General features: G+C 65.3%; 17 protein-coding genes. 4 read left to right on the top strand and 13 right to left on the bottom strand.

Translation table 11 applies throughout. From position 1 onward, the window contains the following. Positions 1-11 precede the first annotated feature (11 nt). From EZH22_RS02275 to EZH22_RS02250, 6 genes are all read right to left on the bottom strand, one after another. Positions 12-431, bottom strand: a complete 420-nt coding sequence (locus tag EZH22_RS02275; protein ID WP_203194189.1) for a PaaI family thioesterase — start codon at positions 429-431, stop codon at positions 12-14. Between the two features lie 9 nt (positions 432-440). Further along, entirely contained in the window at positions 441-1,457 is a 1,017-nt protein-coding gene (locus EZH22_RS02270) for an SDR family NAD(P)-dependent oxidoreductase (protein ID WP_231711267.1), read from the bottom strand. A 71-nt stretch (positions 1,458-1,528) separates the two neighbouring features. Next, positions 1,529-2,506, bottom strand: coding sequence for an ABC transporter substrate-binding protein (locus EZH22_RS02265; protein WP_203194188.1), 978 nt, complete (start codon positions 2,504-2,506; stop codon positions 1,529-1,531). Positions 2,507-2,554: 48 nt separating this feature from the next. Then, positions 2,555-3,367, bottom strand: coding sequence for an ABC transporter permease (locus tag EZH22_RS02260; RefSeq protein WP_203194187.1), 813 nt, complete (start codon positions 3,365-3,367; stop codon positions 2,555-2,557). A gap of 14 nt (positions 3,368-3,381) precedes the next feature. Beyond that, complete coding sequence (locus EZH22_RS02255) at positions 3,382-4,128, bottom strand: ABC transporter ATP-binding protein (protein ID WP_203194186.1); 747 nt, start codon at positions 4,126-4,128, stop codon at positions 3,382-3,384. Continuing rightward, positions 4,064-4,900, bottom strand: a complete 837-nt coding sequence (locus EZH22_RS02250) for a GntR family transcriptional regulator (RefSeq protein ID WP_231711266.1) — start codon at positions 4,898-4,900, stop codon at positions 4,064-4,066. The genes EZH22_RS02255 and EZH22_RS02250 overlap by 65 nt, the downstream gene beginning before the upstream one ends. A 904-nt stretch (positions 4,901-5,804) precedes the next feature. On the opposite strand from EZH22_RS02250, the gene tnpA reads away from it, so the two are divergent. The 3 genes from tnpA (at position 5,805) to tnpC (ending at position 8,258) form a co-directional block, all read left to right on the top strand. Next, on the top strand, positions 5,805-6,188 hold the full coding sequence (gene tnpA / locus EZH22_RS02245) for an IS66-like element accessory protein TnpA (protein WP_132036247.1): 384 nt from the start codon (positions 5,805-5,807) through the stop codon (positions 6,186-6,188). A 56-nt stretch (positions 6,189-6,244) separates the two neighbouring features. Beyond that, on the top strand, positions 6,245-6,526 hold the full coding sequence (tnpB, locus tag EZH22_RS02240; RefSeq protein WP_408647643.1) for an IS66 family insertion sequence element accessory protein TnpB: 282 nt from the start codon (positions 6,245-6,247) through the stop codon (positions 6,524-6,526). 76 nt (positions 6,527-6,602) lie between these two features. Then, complete coding sequence (tnpC, locus tag EZH22_RS02235; RefSeq protein ID WP_203192850.1) at positions 6,603-8,258, top strand: IS66 family transposase; 1,656 nt, start codon at positions 6,603-6,605, stop codon at positions 8,256-8,258. A gap of 7 nt (positions 8,259-8,265) precedes the next feature. Here the strand turns inward: tnpC and EZH22_RS02230 are convergent, their stop codons facing one another. The 3 genes from EZH22_RS02230 to EZH22_RS02220 all read right to left on the bottom strand — a co-directional run bounded on the left by EZH22_RS02230 (position 8,266) and on the right by EZH22_RS02220 (position 13,408). Beyond that, on the bottom strand, positions 8,266-10,335 hold the full coding sequence (locus EZH22_RS02230; protein ID WP_231711265.1) for a PQQ-dependent dehydrogenase, methanol/ethanol family: 2,070 nt from the start codon (positions 10,333-10,335) through the stop codon (positions 8,266-8,268). 208 nt (positions 10,336-10,543) lie between these two features. Next, positions 10,544-11,950: an aldehyde dehydrogenase family protein gene (locus EZH22_RS02225; protein ID WP_203194184.1), complete on the bottom strand. Its 1,407-nt coding sequence runs from the start codon at positions 11,948-11,950 to the stop codon at positions 10,544-10,546. Between the two features lie 276 nt (positions 11,951-12,226). Further along, the gene (locus EZH22_RS02220) at positions 12,227-13,408 is read right to left on the bottom strand and encodes a carboxymuconolactone decarboxylase family protein (RefSeq protein ID WP_203194183.1); all 1,182 of its coding nucleotides are present in this window, start codon (positions 13,406-13,408) and stop codon (positions 12,227-12,229) included. Between the two features lie 583 nt (positions 13,409-13,991). Here EZH22_RS02220 and EZH22_RS02215 point away from each other — a divergent pair. Further along, a complete protein-coding gene (locus EZH22_RS02215) occupies positions 13,992-14,765 on the top strand; it encodes a FadR/GntR family transcriptional regulator (protein WP_203194182.1) in 774 nt (257 codons plus the stop codon). A 103-nt stretch (positions 14,766-14,868) separates the two neighbouring features. Here the strand turns inward: EZH22_RS02215 and EZH22_RS02210 are convergent, their stop codons facing one another. From EZH22_RS02210 to EZH22_RS02195, 4 genes are all read right to left on the bottom strand, one after another. Further along, positions 14,869-15,630, bottom strand: a complete 762-nt coding sequence (locus tag EZH22_RS02210; RefSeq protein WP_203196337.1) for an SDR family NAD(P)-dependent oxidoreductase — start codon at positions 15,628-15,630, stop codon at positions 14,869-14,871. A 105-nt stretch (positions 15,631-15,735) separates the two neighbouring features. Then, complete coding sequence (locus tag EZH22_RS02205; protein ID WP_203194181.1) at positions 15,736-16,455, bottom strand: nitroreductase; 720 nt, start codon at positions 16,453-16,455, stop codon at positions 15,736-15,738. Continuing rightward, on the bottom strand, positions 16,452-17,189 hold the full coding sequence (locus EZH22_RS02200; protein ID WP_203194180.1) for a FadR/GntR family transcriptional regulator: 738 nt from the start codon (positions 17,187-17,189) through the stop codon (positions 16,452-16,454). The genes EZH22_RS02205 and EZH22_RS02200 overlap by 4 nt, the downstream gene beginning before the upstream one ends. Continuing rightward, positions 17,173-18,816 (bottom strand): acyl-CoA synthetase, encoded by a 1,644-nt coding sequence (locus EZH22_RS02195; RefSeq protein WP_231711264.1) that lies wholly within the window; start codon positions 18,814-18,816, stop codon positions 17,173-17,175. The genes EZH22_RS02200 and EZH22_RS02195 overlap by 17 nt, the downstream gene beginning before the upstream one ends. Between the last annotated feature and the right edge of the window lie 15 nt (positions 18,817-18,831).

The raw sequence follows: 18,831 nt of genomic DNA, 5'->3' as shown, positions 1-18,831 counted from the left end.
GGATTTTCCCCTCAGGCCTTGGGTGGGATCATGTAGACCCCGCGCCCACTGGCGAGCAGCCGGCCTTCCTCGTCCTGCACCTGGGCTTCGGAGACGCAGAGCTGGCCACCGAACTTGATGACCTTGCCCACGCAGATGAGGTCGTGCTGCATGGCGGCGCGGTGATAGTCCACCCGCAGGTCCACGGTGGGGACGCCCCGCCCGGTCTTCGACACGAGGGCCCAGTCGGCGGTGAGGTCCACGAGAGTCGCGAGGATGCCGCCATGGGCATAGCCGCGCTCCGCGTTCACCACCCATTCCGGCCGCCATTTGGCGCGGATGCGGATGGTGCCTTCGCCCACCTCCTCAACGCAGAGGCCGAGCCATTGGTGGAACGGGCCCTTCAGGAGCAGAGCTTCCACCTGTTCCTTGGTCATGGGAACTTCAGACATGGCGGCCTCTCAGGGGGTGACGACGATCTTGCCCATGACCTCGCGGTCACGGATCATGCGCAGGCCTTCGGCGGCCTCTTCCAGCGGCAGCACCTTGTCCACCACGGGCTTGAGGCGTCCCTCCTGGATCATGTCCATGAGGGCGGACAGGTTTTCGTGGTAGAAGCTGTTGGAGCCGATGACCTTCAGCTCGAAGCTCCAGATGTAGCGGAGATCTTCCTTGGGATCGTGGCCGGCGGTCGCGCCGCACACGAGGATGGAGCCGCCGCGCTTGACGCACTTGAGCGAGGGCGCCCAGGTGTCGCCGCCGGTGAAGTTGATGACCACGTCCACACCACCCTCATGGGTGCGGCGCTGGGGCTTGCCGTACTTCTCGACGGCCCATTTGGAGAAATCCGTGGTGCGGTAGTTCACCACGTGATCGGCGCCCAGTTCCTTCAGGCGCGCCATCTTGTCTTCGGAGCCGGCGCACGCGATCACTTCGCAGCCCATTTCCTTGGCAAGCATCACGCAGCCCGTGCCGACACCGCCCGAGGCGCCGAGGATGAGCACCGTGTCGCCAGGCTTCACCGTCTTGTGGGTCACCAGCATGCGGTGCGCCGTGCCGTACGCCACCGGGAGCGCCGCCGCATCCACGAAGCTCACGTCGCCGGGCATCTTGATGAGCTGGCCGGCGGAGACCGCGCAATATTCCGCCATGCCGCCGTCGAGCATCTCGCCCATCAGCCCCTTGGCGGGATTGAGCGGGTTCACGAGAACCCGGTCGCCGACGCTCCAGCCGGCGACGCCCTCGCCCAGTTCGACGATCTCGCCGGCCATGTCGAGGCCGATGATGACGGGCAGCGGCACCTTGATGCCGGGCATGCCCTTCACGGTGAATACGTCGTGATAGTTGAACGAGGAGGCACCGACGCGGATCAGCACTTCTCCGGGCTTGGGGGCGGGAACGGGATAATCGTTCACCACCTCGAGATCACTCACATCGCCGTGCTGCCGCAGCAGCAGGGCTTTCATGGTCTTGGGCATTCCAGATCTCTCTTGCTGGGTTGTGCGGGCCGCCTGGGGTGGCCCGAGGGTTTGGTGACCGTCGCGAGCGGTCACTTGATGGCCTTGGAGGCCTCGTAGGGAGCAGCGTTCAGGGCGGAGTCGGGCAGGGTCCCCTTCACGGCGCCCACGCTCTTGAACACCTCGAACTCGGCCTTGAGGGAGGCGATGTCGGCGGGCTCCATGGAAACGGTGTAGATGCCGTCCCACAGCGCCGCATAAGCCTTGGCGTCGGCCTCCGGGATGTTGCCGGCCGCCATGAGGGCCTTGGCGACCCCGTCCTTGTCGGCCTTGCCCGCCTCGAAGGCGCTGCGCATGCCGGCGATCACCTTGGCCGGGGCGCCGGGATTGTCCTTCATCCAGGCATCGCGCATGAGGCCAACCCCGAGCACCGGCGGGGCATCCTTGCCGGTGATCTTCTTCCACTCCTCGCGGAACGTGCCGATCTTCCTCATCTTCAGTTCGGGCAGGAGCGCGATGGTGACGGTGCGCAGCGCCGCTGCATCGATCTCCTTCTGGGCGAGGAACTGGGCGAGGCGGGAATCGTTGCCCGGCACCGCCTGGAAGTCGGAGGCGGCCATGCCGTAATTCTTGATGAGGATCGCGGAGGTGATCGCCGCCGTGGCGCTGCCGGCAGGCGACATCCCGATCTTCTTGCCCTTCAGGTCCTCCATCTTCGTCACCGGCGACTCCGCCAGCACCACGAAGTCCAGATCCGCCACCTGGGTCGCGAGCACGATGCTCATGGGCAGGCCGTCGGAGGCGACGGAAAGCGCGCTGCCGGCGCTGGCGCCGATGGCAAAGTCGATGGCCCCGGCAGCCATGGCCTTGGTGGGGGCGTTCACGTCCGGGAACTTGACGTATTCGACCTCAAGTCCCTGCTTTTCCATGAACTTTCCGGCCTCCAGGAAGGAGCCGAAACCGAGGCTCACGCCGGAGCTCCAGTAGCCGATGCGCACCTTCGCGGCTTCCGCCGACCCGATGGACAACGTAAAAGCGAGCGCGGTTGCGAGGATATTAAATTTCTTCATAGATCAGGCTCCAGTTGTAACGCCAGCGTTGCTTGAAGAATGTAGAACTCAGGCGGATTGGCGCTCCCTCCAGGAGAACAGGTGCCTTTCGATGGGCTTTAACACGATGGATTCAAGCGCGATCATCAGAGTTACGAGGGTCAAGGTCCAGGCAAAGACCTGATCGGTCTGGACCAGATCCGCCGCCTGCCGCAGCCGGTAACCGATGCCGCTGGACGCTCCCAGGGTCTCCGCCACGATCGACACGCGGGCTCCGAAGCCGAAGGCGAGCCGCGCACCGGCGAAGAACAGGGGCAGGATGGTGGGCAGGTAAATCTTGGTCAGCACCTTCGCCTTCGACATGCGAAAGGTCTGGGCCAGTTCCACGTATTCGCGGTTCACCGTGCGCGTACCCTGCCAGACATTGGTCAGGATCAGGGGCATGGCGGTCATGAACACCACGAAGATGGTGGTCCAGTTGGACAGGCCGAACCAGATCAGGGCGAAGATGGCCCAGATGGAGGACGAGACCGTGTTGATGATGACCAGAACGGGCTCGAACAACTCCCCGAGCAGCCGGCTCGCGCCAAGCACGATGCCGAGCACCGCCCCCACCACGGCTGCGATGGAGAAGCCGACGGTGATGCGCCAGAAGGTGATGCCGAAATCGTTCCAAAAGCTCGGCGTTTCCACCAGTGTGGTCCAGGCGTGCCACACCCGTGCCGGACTCGGCAGGATGAAGGCGGGCGTGCCAAGGGAGGCCAGCTGCCACAGCAGCAAGAACGCTGCGACGAGGATGAACCGCAGGAGGATCAGCCGCAGCCGGCGCTCCTGACGGGCCTGCTGGGCGGTGCGCCGGGCGGCGGAGAGGGCAAGGGTCATGAGGCGCGCTCCGTTCAAAGGCTGAGCCGCAGGAGCCGCACGTCTTCCGCCACTTCCGGAGACAGCGGATTGCGCGGATAGGGCAAGGCGACGGTGCGGGTCTCCCGGACGCGGCCGGGGCGGGGGTGCAGGACCACGATCTTGTCGGCGAGCACCACCGCTTCCTCCACATCATGGGTGACGAAGATCACGGTCATGCCCTTGAGGGCGGCGATCCGCAGGACTTCGTCGTGCATCTGGGAGCGGATGGAGGGGTCGAGCTTGGAGAAGGGCTCGTCCATGAGCAGGATGGCCGGCGCGGTGACAAGGCTGCGGCCCAGCGCGGCGCGCGAGCGCATGCCGCCGGACAGTTCGTGGGGAAAGGCATCCGCGAACTTTTCCAGCCCCACCAGTTCCAGCACCTTGCGCACCCGCTCGCGCCGCTCCGCACGGGGCACGCCGAAAGCTTCAAGGCCGAGCCCAACATTCTGCGCGGTGGTGCGCCAGGGGAAGAGGCGGTCTTCCTGGAACATGTAGGCCATGGTCCGCCAGTCGCGGAAGTCCCGCGAGGGCACGTCGTTGAGCAGCACCTTGCCCTGGTCCGGCTGGACCAGGCCGGCAATGATGTTGAGCAGGGTGCTCTTGCCGCAGCCGGAGGCGCCCACGAGGGCGACGATGGAGCGCTCGGGGACTTCCAGGTCGATGTTGCGCAGCACTTCAAGCTGCTCCCCATCGCGCCGCATGAAGCTCTTGCCGATGCTTTCGAGCCTGACGACGCTCACCGCTCCCCCCTGCGGCCGGCACGAGCAGGCCCGTTGCCTGCCCCACGGGCAGCAGCGCCGCGGAATCCCGCAGGCTCGCCACCACCTTCTCCATGGTCATGTCGCGGAAGGTTTCCACATGGCGCCGAGCCACTTCCGCCGCGGCGTCGGCATGGCCGGCAACCAGATGCTCGATCAGAAGGTTGTGGTCGCTGTCGATGTTGGGCCGGATGCCCTGCACCCCGAAGCCGAGCGCCACGAGGCGGGTCATCTCGTCCAGGAGGCCGGAGAGCGTGCGGCACAGGCGCTGGTTGCCCGCCGCCTCGGCGATGGCCATGTGGAAGGAGCGGTTGGCTTCCAGGAAGAAGTCGATCTGGTTTCCCACATCGGTGGTCAGCTTCACCCGGCAGGCCTGCTCCAGCCGCTCCAGATGGGCGCGGTTGACCCGGCCCGCCGCGCCGCGCGCCGCCACCGGCTCCAGCACGAGGCGAAGCGCGAACACCTCCTCCACGTCCTTCACGGTGATGGGCGTGACCCGGTAGCCGTGGCGCGGCATGGAGGCGACGACGCCGTCCTGGATGAGGCGCTGGAGGGCGATGCGGCAGCTCGCCTTGCCGATTTCGAGGCGCTCCATCAGCTCGGCCTCGGTGAAGCGCGTGCCGGGCAGAATGCGGCAGGAGACGATCTCCCGGCGAAGACTCTCGTAGGCTTGGTTCCCCTTCAGCGTGGAACTGGGAACTTCCAGCACCGAAGAGGTGCTGGAGGCCTGGGCGGGTGCACGTTCTTCGGTCACCTGACCTCTCCTCACGTCGACTGTGAGAAGCCTAGTGATCCATTGTAGGCCACTCAAGGCGAAAGAAGTAGCATGGCGATGAATATAAATACATTGAATATCAATATATTAGGCGATGGCGCGCTGGCGTCACAGGTGGATTGGTGAGCATCTCACCGCAATGTGCCAACGGAAGCGGCACGCTCTAGGCGACCATCTGATGCCGGTGCAGTCCATCCCGCTGCCCGCGAGGCGGCCCCGGCTCGGCTGCAGAGCGGAAGCCTTCGTCGGCAGCCGGCGGCCTTCGAATTCCGAACCGGCGCAGGCTTCCGGGAATCCGGTCGCAATCGGTCAGATTGCTGTCCGCCAGCTCGAGGGGAGCGCAATCGGTTCATGCCGCATGGAGGCGCAGCCGCCTCGGCGAGGGGATGGTGGCGAGGCGGAAATTCTCAAGGCACGGCCCTCCGGGGCGACGCCGGGGCCGACATCGCGCCGAGCGTGCGGTCGATCCTCGATCAGGTTGAGGGCGTCCGGCTCGGCGGGTGCGCGTTCGATCCCGGCGAGAGCACGCGGCAATTCGTGATCGGTCTCCCTCATCACCGGCAACTTCCCGCCGCCACGATATTCCTTCATTCCGAGTGGTGCAGACTTGGCATGCGCGACACGATGCAGATCCAGGGTATCAATGGCTACGACGGGTGCTCAGTGGAGTCGGCCAATGGGTCTGATCAATCCAAAGGCGGTTCGCGCTGCCGACCCCACGCGCATATGTACCGGTGCGTGCGGTCGACCCTGCCGATCAGCGGGCCACGTTCCATTCAATTGCTGCTTGATGGGTTTTTGACCTCGTCTTCAGCCCTCTTGATCGTACGCCTACGGTCTAAACCGCCTTTCGAACTGACCGGCGCGGTAAGAGACTGCGCGTATGGACGTCCATAAGCACAGTGCCTTCGAGCGTTTGGAGATCGTGGAGACGGGTCGTCGTCGCCGTTGGAGCGAAGACGAGAAGCTCCGGATCGTGATGGAGAGCCAGTCGGCACCGCGTCTGGTGTCGGCGACGGCGCGGCGTCACGGGATTTCGCGCTCCCAGTTGGGGACGTGGCTGCGCAGCTTTCGCACCGAGCAGCCTGCCACAAAGCCGGAGCCGGCCTTCGTTCCGGTTCTGATGGCCCCTGGGGCTATGTCCGACCCCTTTGCGGCCGCCGATGACACGGCGATCGTAGTGGACCTGCCGGGTGGCAGTCGGCTGCGGATTGCCGCCTCGACGCCGCCGGCGCTGGCGGCTGCGGTCCTGAGGGCGCTGCGATGATCCCGTCGCGGGCGCGGGTCTGGATCGCGATGGGTCACACCGACATGAGGCGGGGCATGCAGGGTCTGTCGCTCCTCGTCCAGGAGGGGTTGAAGCGCGATCCGAACGGTGGCGATCTCTTCGTCTTTCGGGGCCGCAGCGGATCGCTGGTGAAGATCCTCTGGCATGACGGGGTTGGGCTGTCGCTTTACGCCAAGAGGCTGGAGCGCGGACGCTTCGTCTGGCCCTCGGCCAAGGACGGCGTCGTGGCTCTGACCCACACGGATCTCGCCTGCCTGCTCGACGGGATCGACTGGAGGAACCCGCAGAGGACGTGGCGTCCGGAAGCGGTGGGATAGCGCACAAAAGTCTTTGCATTGCAGGGCTTGCGTGACAGAATCTGTCTGTCGCGAACGAGACTTTCGAGCGCTGTGCATGGCCGATCTGCCGGAAGACATCACCGCCCTGAAGGCCGCGCTGGCGGCATCGGAACGGCGTGCCGACTTGGCCGAGATCGAGCGGGACGAGGCTCTCGCGGATGCGGCCAATGCGAAGGCGAAGGCCTCCGGCATCGAAGCCCTCGTCGCCCATCTGACGCTGCGGATCGAGAAGCTGAAGCGCGAGCTCTACGGCACGCGCTCCGAGCGCACGGCCCGACTTCTCGATCAGTTGGAGATGCAGCTTGAGGACGCCGAGGCGGCTCTGAGCGAAGACGAACTCGCCGCAGAGCATGCCGCGGTGAAGACGACGACGGTGGCCTCCTTCGAGCGCCGTCGCCGCGGCGGCCGCAAGCCGTTCCCCGAGCATCTGCCGCGCGAGCGCGTCGTGGTACCCGGTCCCTCCGCATGCTCCTGCTGCGGCTCGGATCGCCTGCGCAAGCTTGGCGAGGACGTCACTGAGACGCTGGAGGCGATCCCCCGCCGGTGGAAGGTGATCCAGACGGTACGCGAGAAGTTCACCTGCCGGGACTGCGAACGGATCAGCCAGGCGCCGGCACCGTTCCACCCGACCCCGCGAGGGTTCCTCGGCCCCAACCTCCTGGCGATGATCCTGTTCGACAAGTTCGGACAACACCAGCCGCTGAACCGGCAGTCGGAGCGCTATGCCCGTGAGGGGATCGAGCTGTCGCTGTCGACGCTGGCCGACCAGGTAGGCGCCTGCGCTCATGTCCTTCAGCCGCTGCACGACCTCATTGCCGCCCACGTCCTCGCCGCCGAGCGCCTGCATGGCGACGATACGACGGTGCCGATCCTGGCCAAGGGGAAGACCGTGACGGGCCGGATCTGGACCTATGTGCGCGACGATCGTCCCTTCGACGGCCAGGGCCCGCCGGCGGCCCTATACTATGCCTCCCCGGACCGCACGGCCGAGCAACCCCAAGAGCATCTGGCGGGATGGACTGGCATTCTCCAGGCCGATGCCTACTCGGGCTATGGTCGCCTCTATGCTGAGGATCGAAGTCCCAGACCGCTCATCCAGGCGCTTTGCTGGAGCCATGCCAAACGGAAGTTCTTCGAGCTCGCCGACATCGCGAAGAATGCCCGGCGCGGAAAGAACGCGGCGTCGATCTCGCCGATGGCGCTGGAGGCGGTCAAGCGCATCGATGCACTGTTCGCAATCGAGCGCGAGGCGAACGGTCTGCATGCCGCCGAGCGTCTGGCGATCCGCCGCGAACGCTCCCTGCCGCTCCTCGCCGACTTCGAGAACTGGATGCGCACCGAACGGGCGCGCCTGTCGCGCCACGCCGACGTCGCCAAGGCGATGGACTACATGCTGACCAAGTGGGACGCCTTTGCCCGCTTCACGACCGACGGGCGCATCTGCCTGTCGAACAACGCTGCGGAGCGAGCCCTGCGCGGCATCGCCCTTGGCCGCCGCTCGTGGACCTTCGCCGGTTCGAAGCGCGGCGCCGATCGCTGTGCCTTCATGCTGACGATGATCGCCACCGCCAAGCTCAATGATGTCGATCCGCAGGCCTGGCTCGCCGACGTCCTCGCCCGCATTGCCGACATGCCCCAAAGCCGGCTGCCTGAACTCCTGCCATGGAATTGGGCCGCGGCACCCCATCAGGATCAAGCCGTAGCTGCCTGACTGCGGCCTACGCCGGATGCGTACTCTTGATCACGTAGGATCGAATTTTCTCCACTTCGTCTTGGCTTAATTGAGTTGCGAATGGCGCCATGCCGTTGAAGGCAAGAGCTCCGCCAAGGACAATCTGCCCCCAAAGGGCGGGGTCGCCTATGGCGGCGCTGCGCCGGAGATCCGGCAGCACCGGGCCGCCCACCGCACTCTCACCATGACAGCGGAAGCAATTCTCCTGAAAGAGAATCCTTCCCGTTTCGACAGCGGATGAATTGGCTATTGCCGGAGGTGGAGCCAGTGGGGAAGAGGCTTTTTCGGCGACCGGCAAGTGCGCCGAGCCCCCCAGCTTGAACGTCAGGACGCGATTGGTGCCGTTGGAGGGTGCATCGGCGACAATGCCCGGAAAGACAATCGGCACCGCCCCGCCCCATCCGGCGAGGACCGTGACATACTGCTCACCGTCCACCTCGTAGGTGACAGGGGCCGCGACGATGCCGGTTCCGGCCGCAAACTCCCACAATTTTTCGCCGGTGTCGGCCCTGTAGGCGACGAAGAGGCCCTGCGCGTTGCCCGCAAACACAAGGTTGCCGGCAGTGGATACCACACCGCCATTCCAGATCATGGGCATCTCGACGGCCCACCTTTCCACCTGCCGGACGGGGTCCCATGCGATGAGCCGTCCCTTGACACCCTTGGCGGCCTGGATGCGTTCCTTGGCGTCCTCGGGCAAGGTGAGCGCCGTCATGTCCAGACCGAAGCGCCAAGCACCAGGGCGAAGACTGTAGTTGTCAGGTGCCGCGGGAGCATAGACGGCACCGGCGTCTCGTGTGGGGATATAAACGAGGCCGGTCTGGGGATTGAAGCTCATGGGATGCCAATTGTGGCCTCCGAGCGGTCCGGGAACGACGAGCGTCGGCTTGCCGGTATCCTCATAGCGCTGTTGCGGGTCGACGATCGGGCGGCCCGCCGGGTCCAGCCCTTTCGCCCACGTCAGTGCGATGTAGGGCTTTCCGGAAATGAACGCTCCGGTCTCGCGGTCAAGCACGTAGAAAAAGCCGTTCTTCGGCGCCTGCATCAGAACCTTTCGAGGACGCCCCTCAATCACCAAATCCGCAAGTATCATGTGCTGGGTGGCGGTATAGTCCCAGGACTCTCCCGGCGTGGTCTGAAAGTGCCAAACGTATTCGCCTGTGTCCGGCCGCAATGCCACGATCGAAGACAGGAACAGGTTGTCACCCGTTCCTTGGCTGCGAATCTTCCGGTTCCAGGTCGAACCGTTGCCGACGCCGATATAGAGCAGGTCGAGATCGGGGTCGTAGGCCATGGAATCCCATACCGTGCCGCCGCCTCCGTATTTCCACCATTCCCCGGCCCAAGTTTTCGCGGCTATTTCGAGAATGGGACTTTCGAAGCCGTCCTCAGGATTGCCGGGAACGGTGTAGAAGCGCCACGCCATCGCGCCGGTCTCGGCGTCGTAGGCGGAAACATATCCGCGCACCCCGAATTCTGCGCCGCCATTGCCAATGATCACCTTTCCCTTCACCACTCGCGGGGCGCCGGTGATGGTGTAGTCCTTGCTGCGATCTACGGTCAGCGTCTCCCAGACTTTCTTGCCGGTTGTCGCATCGAGGGCGATCAGGCGCCCGTCGATTGCGCCAATGAACACCTTGCCCTTCCAGACCGCTACCCCCCGATTCACCACGTCGCAGCACGCCCGGGCCGCATAGGTCCCGTCGACCTCTGGATCGAACTCCCACAGCTTTGCGCCGGTGCGGGCATCGAGCGCCAGCACATGACTCCACGCGGTCGACGTGTAGAGCACGCCGTCCACGACGATAGGCGTCGCCTCCAGCCCTCGGGCGGTGCGGGTGTAGATGTCGTGATGCCAAGCGAGGCCCAGTTTCGCGACATTCGCCTCGGTGATCCGCTTGAGCGGACTGAAGCGCTGCTCCGAATAGGTTCGCCCGTGGGACATCCAGTTGCCGGGCTCGGAATCGGCGGCGATGATGCGCCGCCCATCCACATCGGCAACCGGCGCGGCGGTGGCCGGTGTGCCGCCTGCATGTACGACGGCGGCGATGCCCATAGCCAACAATGCGAAGGTAAGAGTTTTCGAACCCGCAGTGCAGCAGCTCATTGTCGTGTCCTGCAAATGGATCAGCCCTTCGGCTGGCGCGGTTGAACGGGATGGACCGGCAGGCGCAGGGCGCCGAACGGTGGATCGGCGGCGTGCGTTCGTGGCATACCTTCGCTAGAGGCCCCGCCGTGCGGATGCTCGCACCCGCCGGAGGCCTTCATTTCGCGATGCTTATGACGTGCGTCTGACCGAATTCCGCGAGGCCGACCTCGGAAAACTCCACGCCGTAGCCCGATTGCTTGGCACCGGCGAAGGGAATGTGGGGCCCGAAATGGAGGTGGTGGTTGATCCACACGGTGCCGCTCTCGATCCGCTGCGCCAGTTCATAGGCGCGATCGACGTCGCCGGACCAGACGGACCCTCCCAGACCATAGGGCGAGGCGTTGGCACGGCGCACGACGTCGTCGATGTCATCGAACCGCACGATGGGAAGGATCGGCGCGAACTGCTCTTCGTCGACCAACTCGCTGCCATCGGCAATGTCGCGCACGATGGTCGGTCGAACGAAGTAGCCGCCGTTGCGTGCCTCAATGCCGCCTACGACGATCGTTCCGTCGTTCGCCGCCACGTCGAGAAGATGTTGCGCCTTGGCATACTGCGCGGCGTTCTGCAACGGTCCCATCGAGGTGCCGGCGTCGAGGCCGTTCCCCAAGACCGCGGTTTCGGCCTGCGCCGCCAGTGCGCCGCAGAGAGCGTCATAGACGCGATCGTGGACGTAGAGCCGCTTGATGGCGATGCAGACCTGCCCGGCATTGAGGAAGGCGCCGGCGAATATCTTCGGCGCCACGGCAGCGACGTCCACGTCGTCGAGGACGATGGCGGCATCATTCCCGCCGAGCTCAAGCGTGATCCGCTTCAAGGTCGACGCGGCGCTCGCCATCACCTTGCGCCCGGTGGGCGTTGAGCCGGTGAAGGAGATCTTCGCCACGCCCGGATGGGTCGTGAGCAATGCGCCGAGGTCGTTGGCATCCGTGACGACGTTGACTACGCCCGGAGGGAAGATATCGCGCGCCAGCGCGCCGAGCATCAACGAGGTCACAGGTGTGGTCGGAGCTGGCTTGAGGATGAAGCTGTTCCCGAGCATCAACGAGGGGCCGAGCTTGTAGGCAGCGATGAGCACGGGAAAGTTCCAGGGCGTGATCCCGGCAACCACGCCCAGCGGACGATGATGAACTTCGACCCGAAGTGCCTCGTCGTCCTGCACGATTTCGACAGGCAGATCCGCCGTGGCGAAATGGCGGAGAAAGAACTCCGCATAGCTGATCTCGGCGTGGGCCTGGTCCAGGGGCTTGCCCTGCTCCATCACCAGGGTGCGGGCGAGTTCGTCGGCATTCTGCGCCACGGCGTCGGCGAAGCGTGCCAGACGCTCACGACGCGTGAACAAGGGGGTCGCACCCCAGGCGAGCTGGGCGGCCCTCGCTGCAGCGATCGCCGCTTCCATCTGTGCCTGCGACGCGCGCGGGACTTCGACGAACGGCTCGCCGGTCGAGGGGTCGACGACGCTCAGCAGCCCGCAGCCGTCAAGAAGTTGTCCATTGATGAGGAGTTTGGTTGGAAGTGCCATTGGGTAACTTTCTTTGAGTAAGCGTAACAAGCCGGAAAACGGCTGATCGCCGCGTCGCCGGCCCGTGCCGGCCCCTGCAAAGCCCCGCGCTTCCACGGAAGAAGTGTTCTCAAGTCTCGGCTGCCGCACGGCGCCTGTAGTGCCGGGGCCGGGGTGTGCGGGCGTACGGCATCCGAAGCCACAAAAGATGTGACCAGGAACATTGCGGTGCCTGAAGGATCGCGGCTGCGAGCAGCAGGTCGGCCAGCCCCTGCGTTGGGCTGGCCGACCTTGTTTTCAGGTGGGTCGCTTGGCGATCTCCTCGCCGGCGATGCGGATCGCCTGCTGCACCACCGGGTAGCCGAAATAGGGCACGAGGTTGAGGAGCGCCTCGTTGATCTCCTCGCGGCTCGCGCCGGCGGTGAGCGCGGCGTTCACATGGACGCGAAGCGGCGTTTCCATTGTCTTGCTGCCAACGGCCGCCAGCGCGGCACAGGCGGTCAGCTCGCGCGTCTTCGAGGAGATCTGGTTGCGGGCGAAGACGTCGCCATAGGCATTCTCGACGATCATCGTGCCGATGTCCGGAGCAATGTCGGCAAAGCTGCGCACCACCGCCTCGCCCGCCGCGGCCGATGTCCTGGACAGCACTTCCGATCCGCGCTTGCGGCGGGCCTCGCGGCTCTCCGATTGCGCCACGGCGGCAGGCGCCGGCCCGGCAGCGACTGCGCCGTTCCAGTCCTTGAACGTCGCGTTGGCCACCGCGAAGGCATTGAGCGCCGCGGGAAATCCCGCATAGATGCTCAGCTGGGTGATGGCCTCGATCAACTGTTCCTTGGTGAGGCCGTGGCGCAGTGCGGCTTCGATATGGAATCTGAGCGCATCGGCGCGGTTTCCCGCGGAGGTGAGCATCGACACAATCGCGAGGTCTCGCGTCTGGTGGCTGAGGCCCTCTCTCGACAACAGGTCGCCATAAGCGACCTCCACCACCCACTGGGCGAGTTCCGGGGACACCTTCTGAAGCGGTCCGGTCACCGCGTCAGGCCCCTTCTGCGACCAGGCCATGAGGGTTGCCATGCCGCGTTCGTACCGGCGTGTGCCGTCGTCGGCGACGGGGGGGATCGCCTCGAAGGCGATGTTGCGTTCTTTGAAAATCTCGCGGAGCAGGCCGACGCCGTTTATCGCCGAAGTATAGCCGCAGATGGCGATGGCCACGAACATCAGCTCGGCGAGTTCCCGCGGCTTTCCCCCGACGTTCAGGAAGCCGTTCATATGATACTTGAGCTGTGGCTGGGCGCTGCCATTGGCGATCAGGGCCGAAACCGTGCAGATCTGGCGGCTCGTCAGGTCGAGGCCGGGGCGGCACAGGACGTCGCCGTAAGGATACTCGACGGTAAAGCGCGCGAGATCCGGGGCCACCTCCGCGAGGCGTTTGACGGGAATGTCGTAGCCCTCGCCGCCGATGCGCTTGAGCATCTGCATCCCGCGTTCATAGCGCGCGTCCGCCGTTTCATTCGTGGTGGCGGCACGGGCAGTCCCCGCCCCCATCACACCGACGCTTCCGATCGCGCAGACGGCATTGGCAAGAAGGGCTCGGCGTGAAGGGATGGACGATATTGCCGCAATAGGCTCCTCCGAATCGAGAGGTTTGGCATCGAACTTTGCGGCTCGACAGGTCTTGCGCATGGGGTTTCCTCCGGTTGTCCGAAGCGCGGGTCACCCAGCCTGTTTCATCTAAATACCTACGATAAATATATAATCGTAGAAGCACTCGATGTGCCTGCTGACCGTTGGCGTCATCTCAGCGGGCAATGCGGCCAGGAGGACTCGATCTATTTATGGTCGGACTATCGGTCTATAGCGGGTCGCAAATCCGCTGTCCAGAAGGCGCTTTAGGAGACGATATGCCAGGAAAAATTCGGAATGATTCTCATAAGTTTTTGTAAAATAATGATAAAATTCTGGTATCGGTAGATTTGATCGATTTAGGTTGGCGCCTGAGGGCAGCGTCACTATGGTGCGGAGTGGTGTAAATAGACCGACTGTCGGCAATTTGAGTGTGGACATGAGCATCATGGGGCAGGCCCGGAACGACGCTTTCGCCTTGGAGCGGGTCGAGGCGCAGCCCACCTATCAGCTCGTCGCGTCGTCCATCGAGAAGCGCATCCTCGGCGGCGTCTTCAAGACAGGCCAGCAACTGCCGTCGGAGTTGCAGCTGGCAAAGCAGCTCGGAGTCAACCGCTCGACCGTGCGCGAGGCGATCCGCGTCCTCGAGCAGAGCGGTCTCGTCTTCCGCAAGAGCGCACGTCGCCTGGTCATCAGCGTCCCCCAGGAAAAGGACCTGGCGCACCAAATGACCCGTGCGATGATCCTGCACGAGATCACCTTCCTTGAACTGTGGGAAATCATGCTGCCGCTCGAGGTCCGCGCCGCAGAACTTGCCGCCGAGCGCGCCAGCGCTGAAGAAATAGCCCTGCTCGAGACGAATCTCACAGCGACCAGCCGCTGCCTCGAACATGAAGCCGAGCTCGTGGCGCTGGATATCGAGTTCCACTACATCATCGCCAAGGCATCACGAAACCGCGCGCTCTTGCTGGCGCGCGAGCCGATCGGGCAATTCTTCTATCCGGCCTTCTATCGCGTGATGTCCCGCCTCAATGCGAAGGATCGCATGCTCGCCGCCCACACCGAGATATTCGAGGGCATCCGCAGGCACGATCCACGGCACGCCACCTTGTGGATGGAAAAGCACATCATGGACTTCCGCCGCGGCTATGAGCTGGCCAATTTCGACATCAACCAGCCCGTCGACGGCGATTCCGCGCACCGGTCGAACTGACCATGCGCGGTAAACCTGCTTCCGCGCACCGCCCGTCACATCGGGCTATGTCCGGAACATCGGCTCCGGCTTCAATCTGCATATTGTTTCATAAGAGCAGATGTCACCGGGCTTGCATCCTCAATCCGGCATCGAGGCGGAATACCGAGCCGTTCGCCATGGGATTGGCGATGATGCTGAGGACCATCCGGGCGAACTCGTCGGGTCGGCCGGGGCGCTTCGGAAATGGAATGACGTCAAAGACGCGATCCTGCACCTCCTGTGTCATCGCCTCCACCATGGGAGTGGCGAACAGGCCGGGAGCGATGGCTGCGACGCGGATGCCGTGGCGCGCCAGTTCGCGTGCCGCCGGAAGCGTCAGCGACGCGACACCGCCCTTCGAGGCGGCGTAGGCCGCCTGACCGATCTGCCCTTCATAGGCGGCGATGGAGGCTGTGTTGATGATGACGCCACGCTGGCCTTCGGCGTCCGGCACGTTGCCTGTCATGGCGGCCGCAGCGAGGCGCAGCCAGTTGTAGGTGCCGATCAGGTTGATGCGCACGATGCGCTCAAATTCCACGAGAGAGCCAGGCCCGCCGCGATCAACGATGCGCGCGCCCGGCGCGATCCCAGCGCAATTGACCAACATCCGCGGAACGCCGCAAACCGCAAGGATGCGGGCGAATGCCGCTTCCGAAGCCGATGCGTCGGCGACATCGCAAGAAATGGAAAGCCCTCCGCTCTCCTGGGAGAGGTTTGCCATGCCTTCTTCCCGAAGGTCGATCAAGGCAAGCCGGGCGCCCCTTTCTGCCAGCAGGCGGGCGGTGGCGTTGCCGAGGCCGGAAGCGGCGCCGGTGACGATGGCGAGCGTGCCGGTGAGATCCATGTGGGACATGTCCTGTTTGGGGTTGCGACGTGCGCCATCCTTCGCGCAGCCGGGGCTGCGCGCGCGACGGAGGCGCGAGGTAGGGTCGGGCCGCGGGCCCGTCGGTCAGGCGAGCGCGTCGACGAAGCGCACGAAGCCCTCCAGCGGCTCGCGCTCGGTGTCGAAGCGGTTCTCCGGCGCGGCGGCGTCCGCATATCCGAGCGCCATGCCGCACACGATCATCCGTGTCTCGGGAATGGCAAGACGCTTGGCGATCACCGCCCCATAGGCATTGAAGGCGGCCTGCGGGCAGGTGTCGAGGCCGAAGCCGCGGGCGGCGATCATGATGTTCTGAAGGAACATGCCATAGTCGAGCCAGGAGCCGCGCTCCATGTCCCGGTCCATGGTGAAGATCAGGCCCACGGGCGCGTCGAAGAACAGGAAGTTGCGGGCATGCTGGCGGCGCATGCGCTCGGTGTCGCCCTTGGCGATGCCGAGCGATCCGTAGAGGTCCCAGCCCACCTTGCGGCGCCGGGATAGATAGGGCTCGCGCCACCGGCGCGGATAATAGGCGAACTCCTCCGTTCCCGGATCACCGGCGAGGGACAGGGCGTGGAGCTCCCGCGTCAAGACGGCGAGCGGCTCGCCCCGAAGCACCTGCACCCGCCAGGGCTGGATATTGGTGCCGGAGGGGGCGCGGGCCGCCAGCTCCAGGATGCGCGCGATGGTCGCGTCCTCGACCGGCGTCGGCAGGAAGGCGCGCACCGAGCGGCGGGAGCGGATGGCCTCCTCGGCGGTGGTCGCGGCGCGGTCCGCGGCGGCGGGTGGGGAAAGGGGGGCATTCATTTTTCGGGCATGTCCACGGGGGTTGCCATGTCGAGGTTGGCGAGCTCGTAGCCCCGCTTGAAATCGAGGATGTGCTTCTCCATCCACTCCCGCGCGCGTTTCTCGTCATGGTCGCGGATGGCGGAGTGGATGGCCTCGTGGGCCACCAGCAGGCGCTCGCCGGCATTGAGGCGGGACATCACCTTCAGGAAGGGCGGGTAGAACAGCTCGGAGATCGGCATGCGCGCCATCTGGATGGCGCGGTTGCGGGTGGCGCGGGCGACGAGATCGTGAAACTCGATGTCCAGCTCGGTCAGGCTGGTGGAATCTTTCAGCGCCTTGCGCGTGGCTTCGAGGTTCCGCTCCAGATCCTGGACATCCTCCGCATCGCTGCGGTGGGCGGCGGAGGCGGCCGCCGCCGGCTCAAGGGCATACATGGCCTCCCACAATTCCTCGAACGTCACCTGGTGCAGCACCATGGCGGCGGTGAGGCGCTTCGAGATGTCGCCGGAATGGGGGATGGAGGCGTAGAGCTTCTTGCGCCCCGCCTCACGCTTCACGAAGCCGTTCTGCTCCAGCACGCGGATCGCCTCGCGGATGGTGGAGCGGTTGACGCCCAGCTTCTCCGCGAGCCCCGCCTCGGAGGGCAGCAGGTCCCCCGGCGCGATCTCGCCCGACAGGATCTTGTCCTCGATGGTGCGGGCCACGAGGCGGAAGGCGGGCTCCACCAGCACCGGGTCAAGCGCGAGCGACATCTGGGACCGTCCTCTCGGCCGCGCGGGCCTTCTCCAGGTCGCGCAGCACCTTGCGTTGCACCTTCCCGGTCATGGTCTTCGGCAGCTCGCCGAGGAATTCTATGGCGCGGGGATATTTGTAGGGAGCGGTGACACGCTTCACGTGATCCTGCAAGGCGGCCACCAAAGCGGCGTCCCCGATGAAGCCGGCGCGCAGCACCACGAAGGCTTTCACGATCTCGCCCCGCTCGTCGTGGGGGGCCGCGACCGCCGCGCATTCCTGCACCGCCGGATGGTCGAGCAGCGCATTCTCCACCTCGGACGGGCCGATGCGGTAGCCTGCGGAATTGATCACATCGTCATTGCGGCCGCGATGGTAGAAATAGCCGTCCGCATCCACCATGCCGAGGTCGCCGGTGACGAACCAGCGCCCCTCCGGCCCCTCCACATACGCGGCGGCGGTCCGTTCGGGCTCGTCCAGATAGCCGAGCATCATCTGCGGGTTCGGGGTGAGGAGGGCGATGTCGCCCTCCGTCCCTGGCGGCAGGCGGCGGCCCGTGTCGTCGATGATGGCGAGGTCGAGCCCCGGCAGCGGCTTGCCCATGGAGCCCTCCCGCGTCGGCACACAGGGATAGTTGAGCAGCGTCATCAGCGTCTCGGTCTGGCCGTAGGCTTCGAGGATGGGGATGCCGGTGGCCTTCTGCCAGCGCGCCGCCACTGCCGGGTTGAGCGTCTCGCCGGAGGAGACGGTGTGGCGCAGGCGCGAGAGGTCGTGCTCGTGAACGCCGGCATCCACCACGCGGAACAGCTCGGTGCCCGGCGCGCAATAGACGGTCACACCATATTTTTCCAGCAGCCGCAGGCGCTGCTTCGGGTCGAATGGCCCGTCATAGAAGAAGCTCGCGGCGCCGCAGCTCCACGGCCCGAACAGGATGGAGGTGCCGGCCTTGCTCCAGCCGGTATCGGCGGTGCACCAGATGGTGTCGCCCTGCCTGAGGTCCAGCCAATGGATGGCCGAGCCGCGCCACGCATAGAGGCTTCTGGCGGCATGGAGCACGCCCTTCGGCTGCCCGGTGGAGCCGGAGGTGTAATAGAGGACGGCTGGGTCGTCCGTCGCCACGTCCACCGGCGCGAAGGCCTTGTCGCCCGCCGCCAGCGCCTCCGCCAGGGGCTCGAAGCCCGGCGCGTCGCCAAGGGCAAGGCGCACCGGCACGTCGCCCATCACGTCCGCGAACTTCTCCGCATGCTCGGCACGGGCGATGATAGCGCGCACCCCCGCATGGCGCACGCGATAGGCGATGTCCTTGGCGGTGAGCATCTCAATGGAGGGGATAGGCACCGCTCCGAGCTTCAGGCAGCCCACCATGGCCACCTGCCATTCGGGAATGCGCGGCAGCATCACCAGCACCCGGTCACCTTTGCGGACCCCGCGGGCCGCCAGCGCCGAGGCGAATCGATTGGTGAGGCGGGACATGTCGGAGAAGGAAAAGCGCCGCTCCTCCCCCGCCGCATTGGCCCAGATGAGGGCCGGGGCGTCCGCCGTGCGGGCGAAATGATCCACCACGTCGGCGCCGAAATTGAACGTCTCCGGCACGTTCCAGCGGAAGGTGCGGACCGTCTCGGCATAATCGGTCATGTTGGGGGCCATGGTTTCCTCCCGGAG

Origin of the sequence: Xanthobacter dioxanivorans (assembly GCF_016807805.1) — a bacterium.
Taxonomy (GTDB): domain Bacteria; phylum Pseudomonadota; class Alphaproteobacteria; order Rhizobiales; family Xanthobacteraceae; genus Xanthobacter; species Xanthobacter dioxanivorans.
Note: the sequence above shows the minus strand (reverse complement) of the source record. Positions and strands in the feature narration are given on the sequence as shown.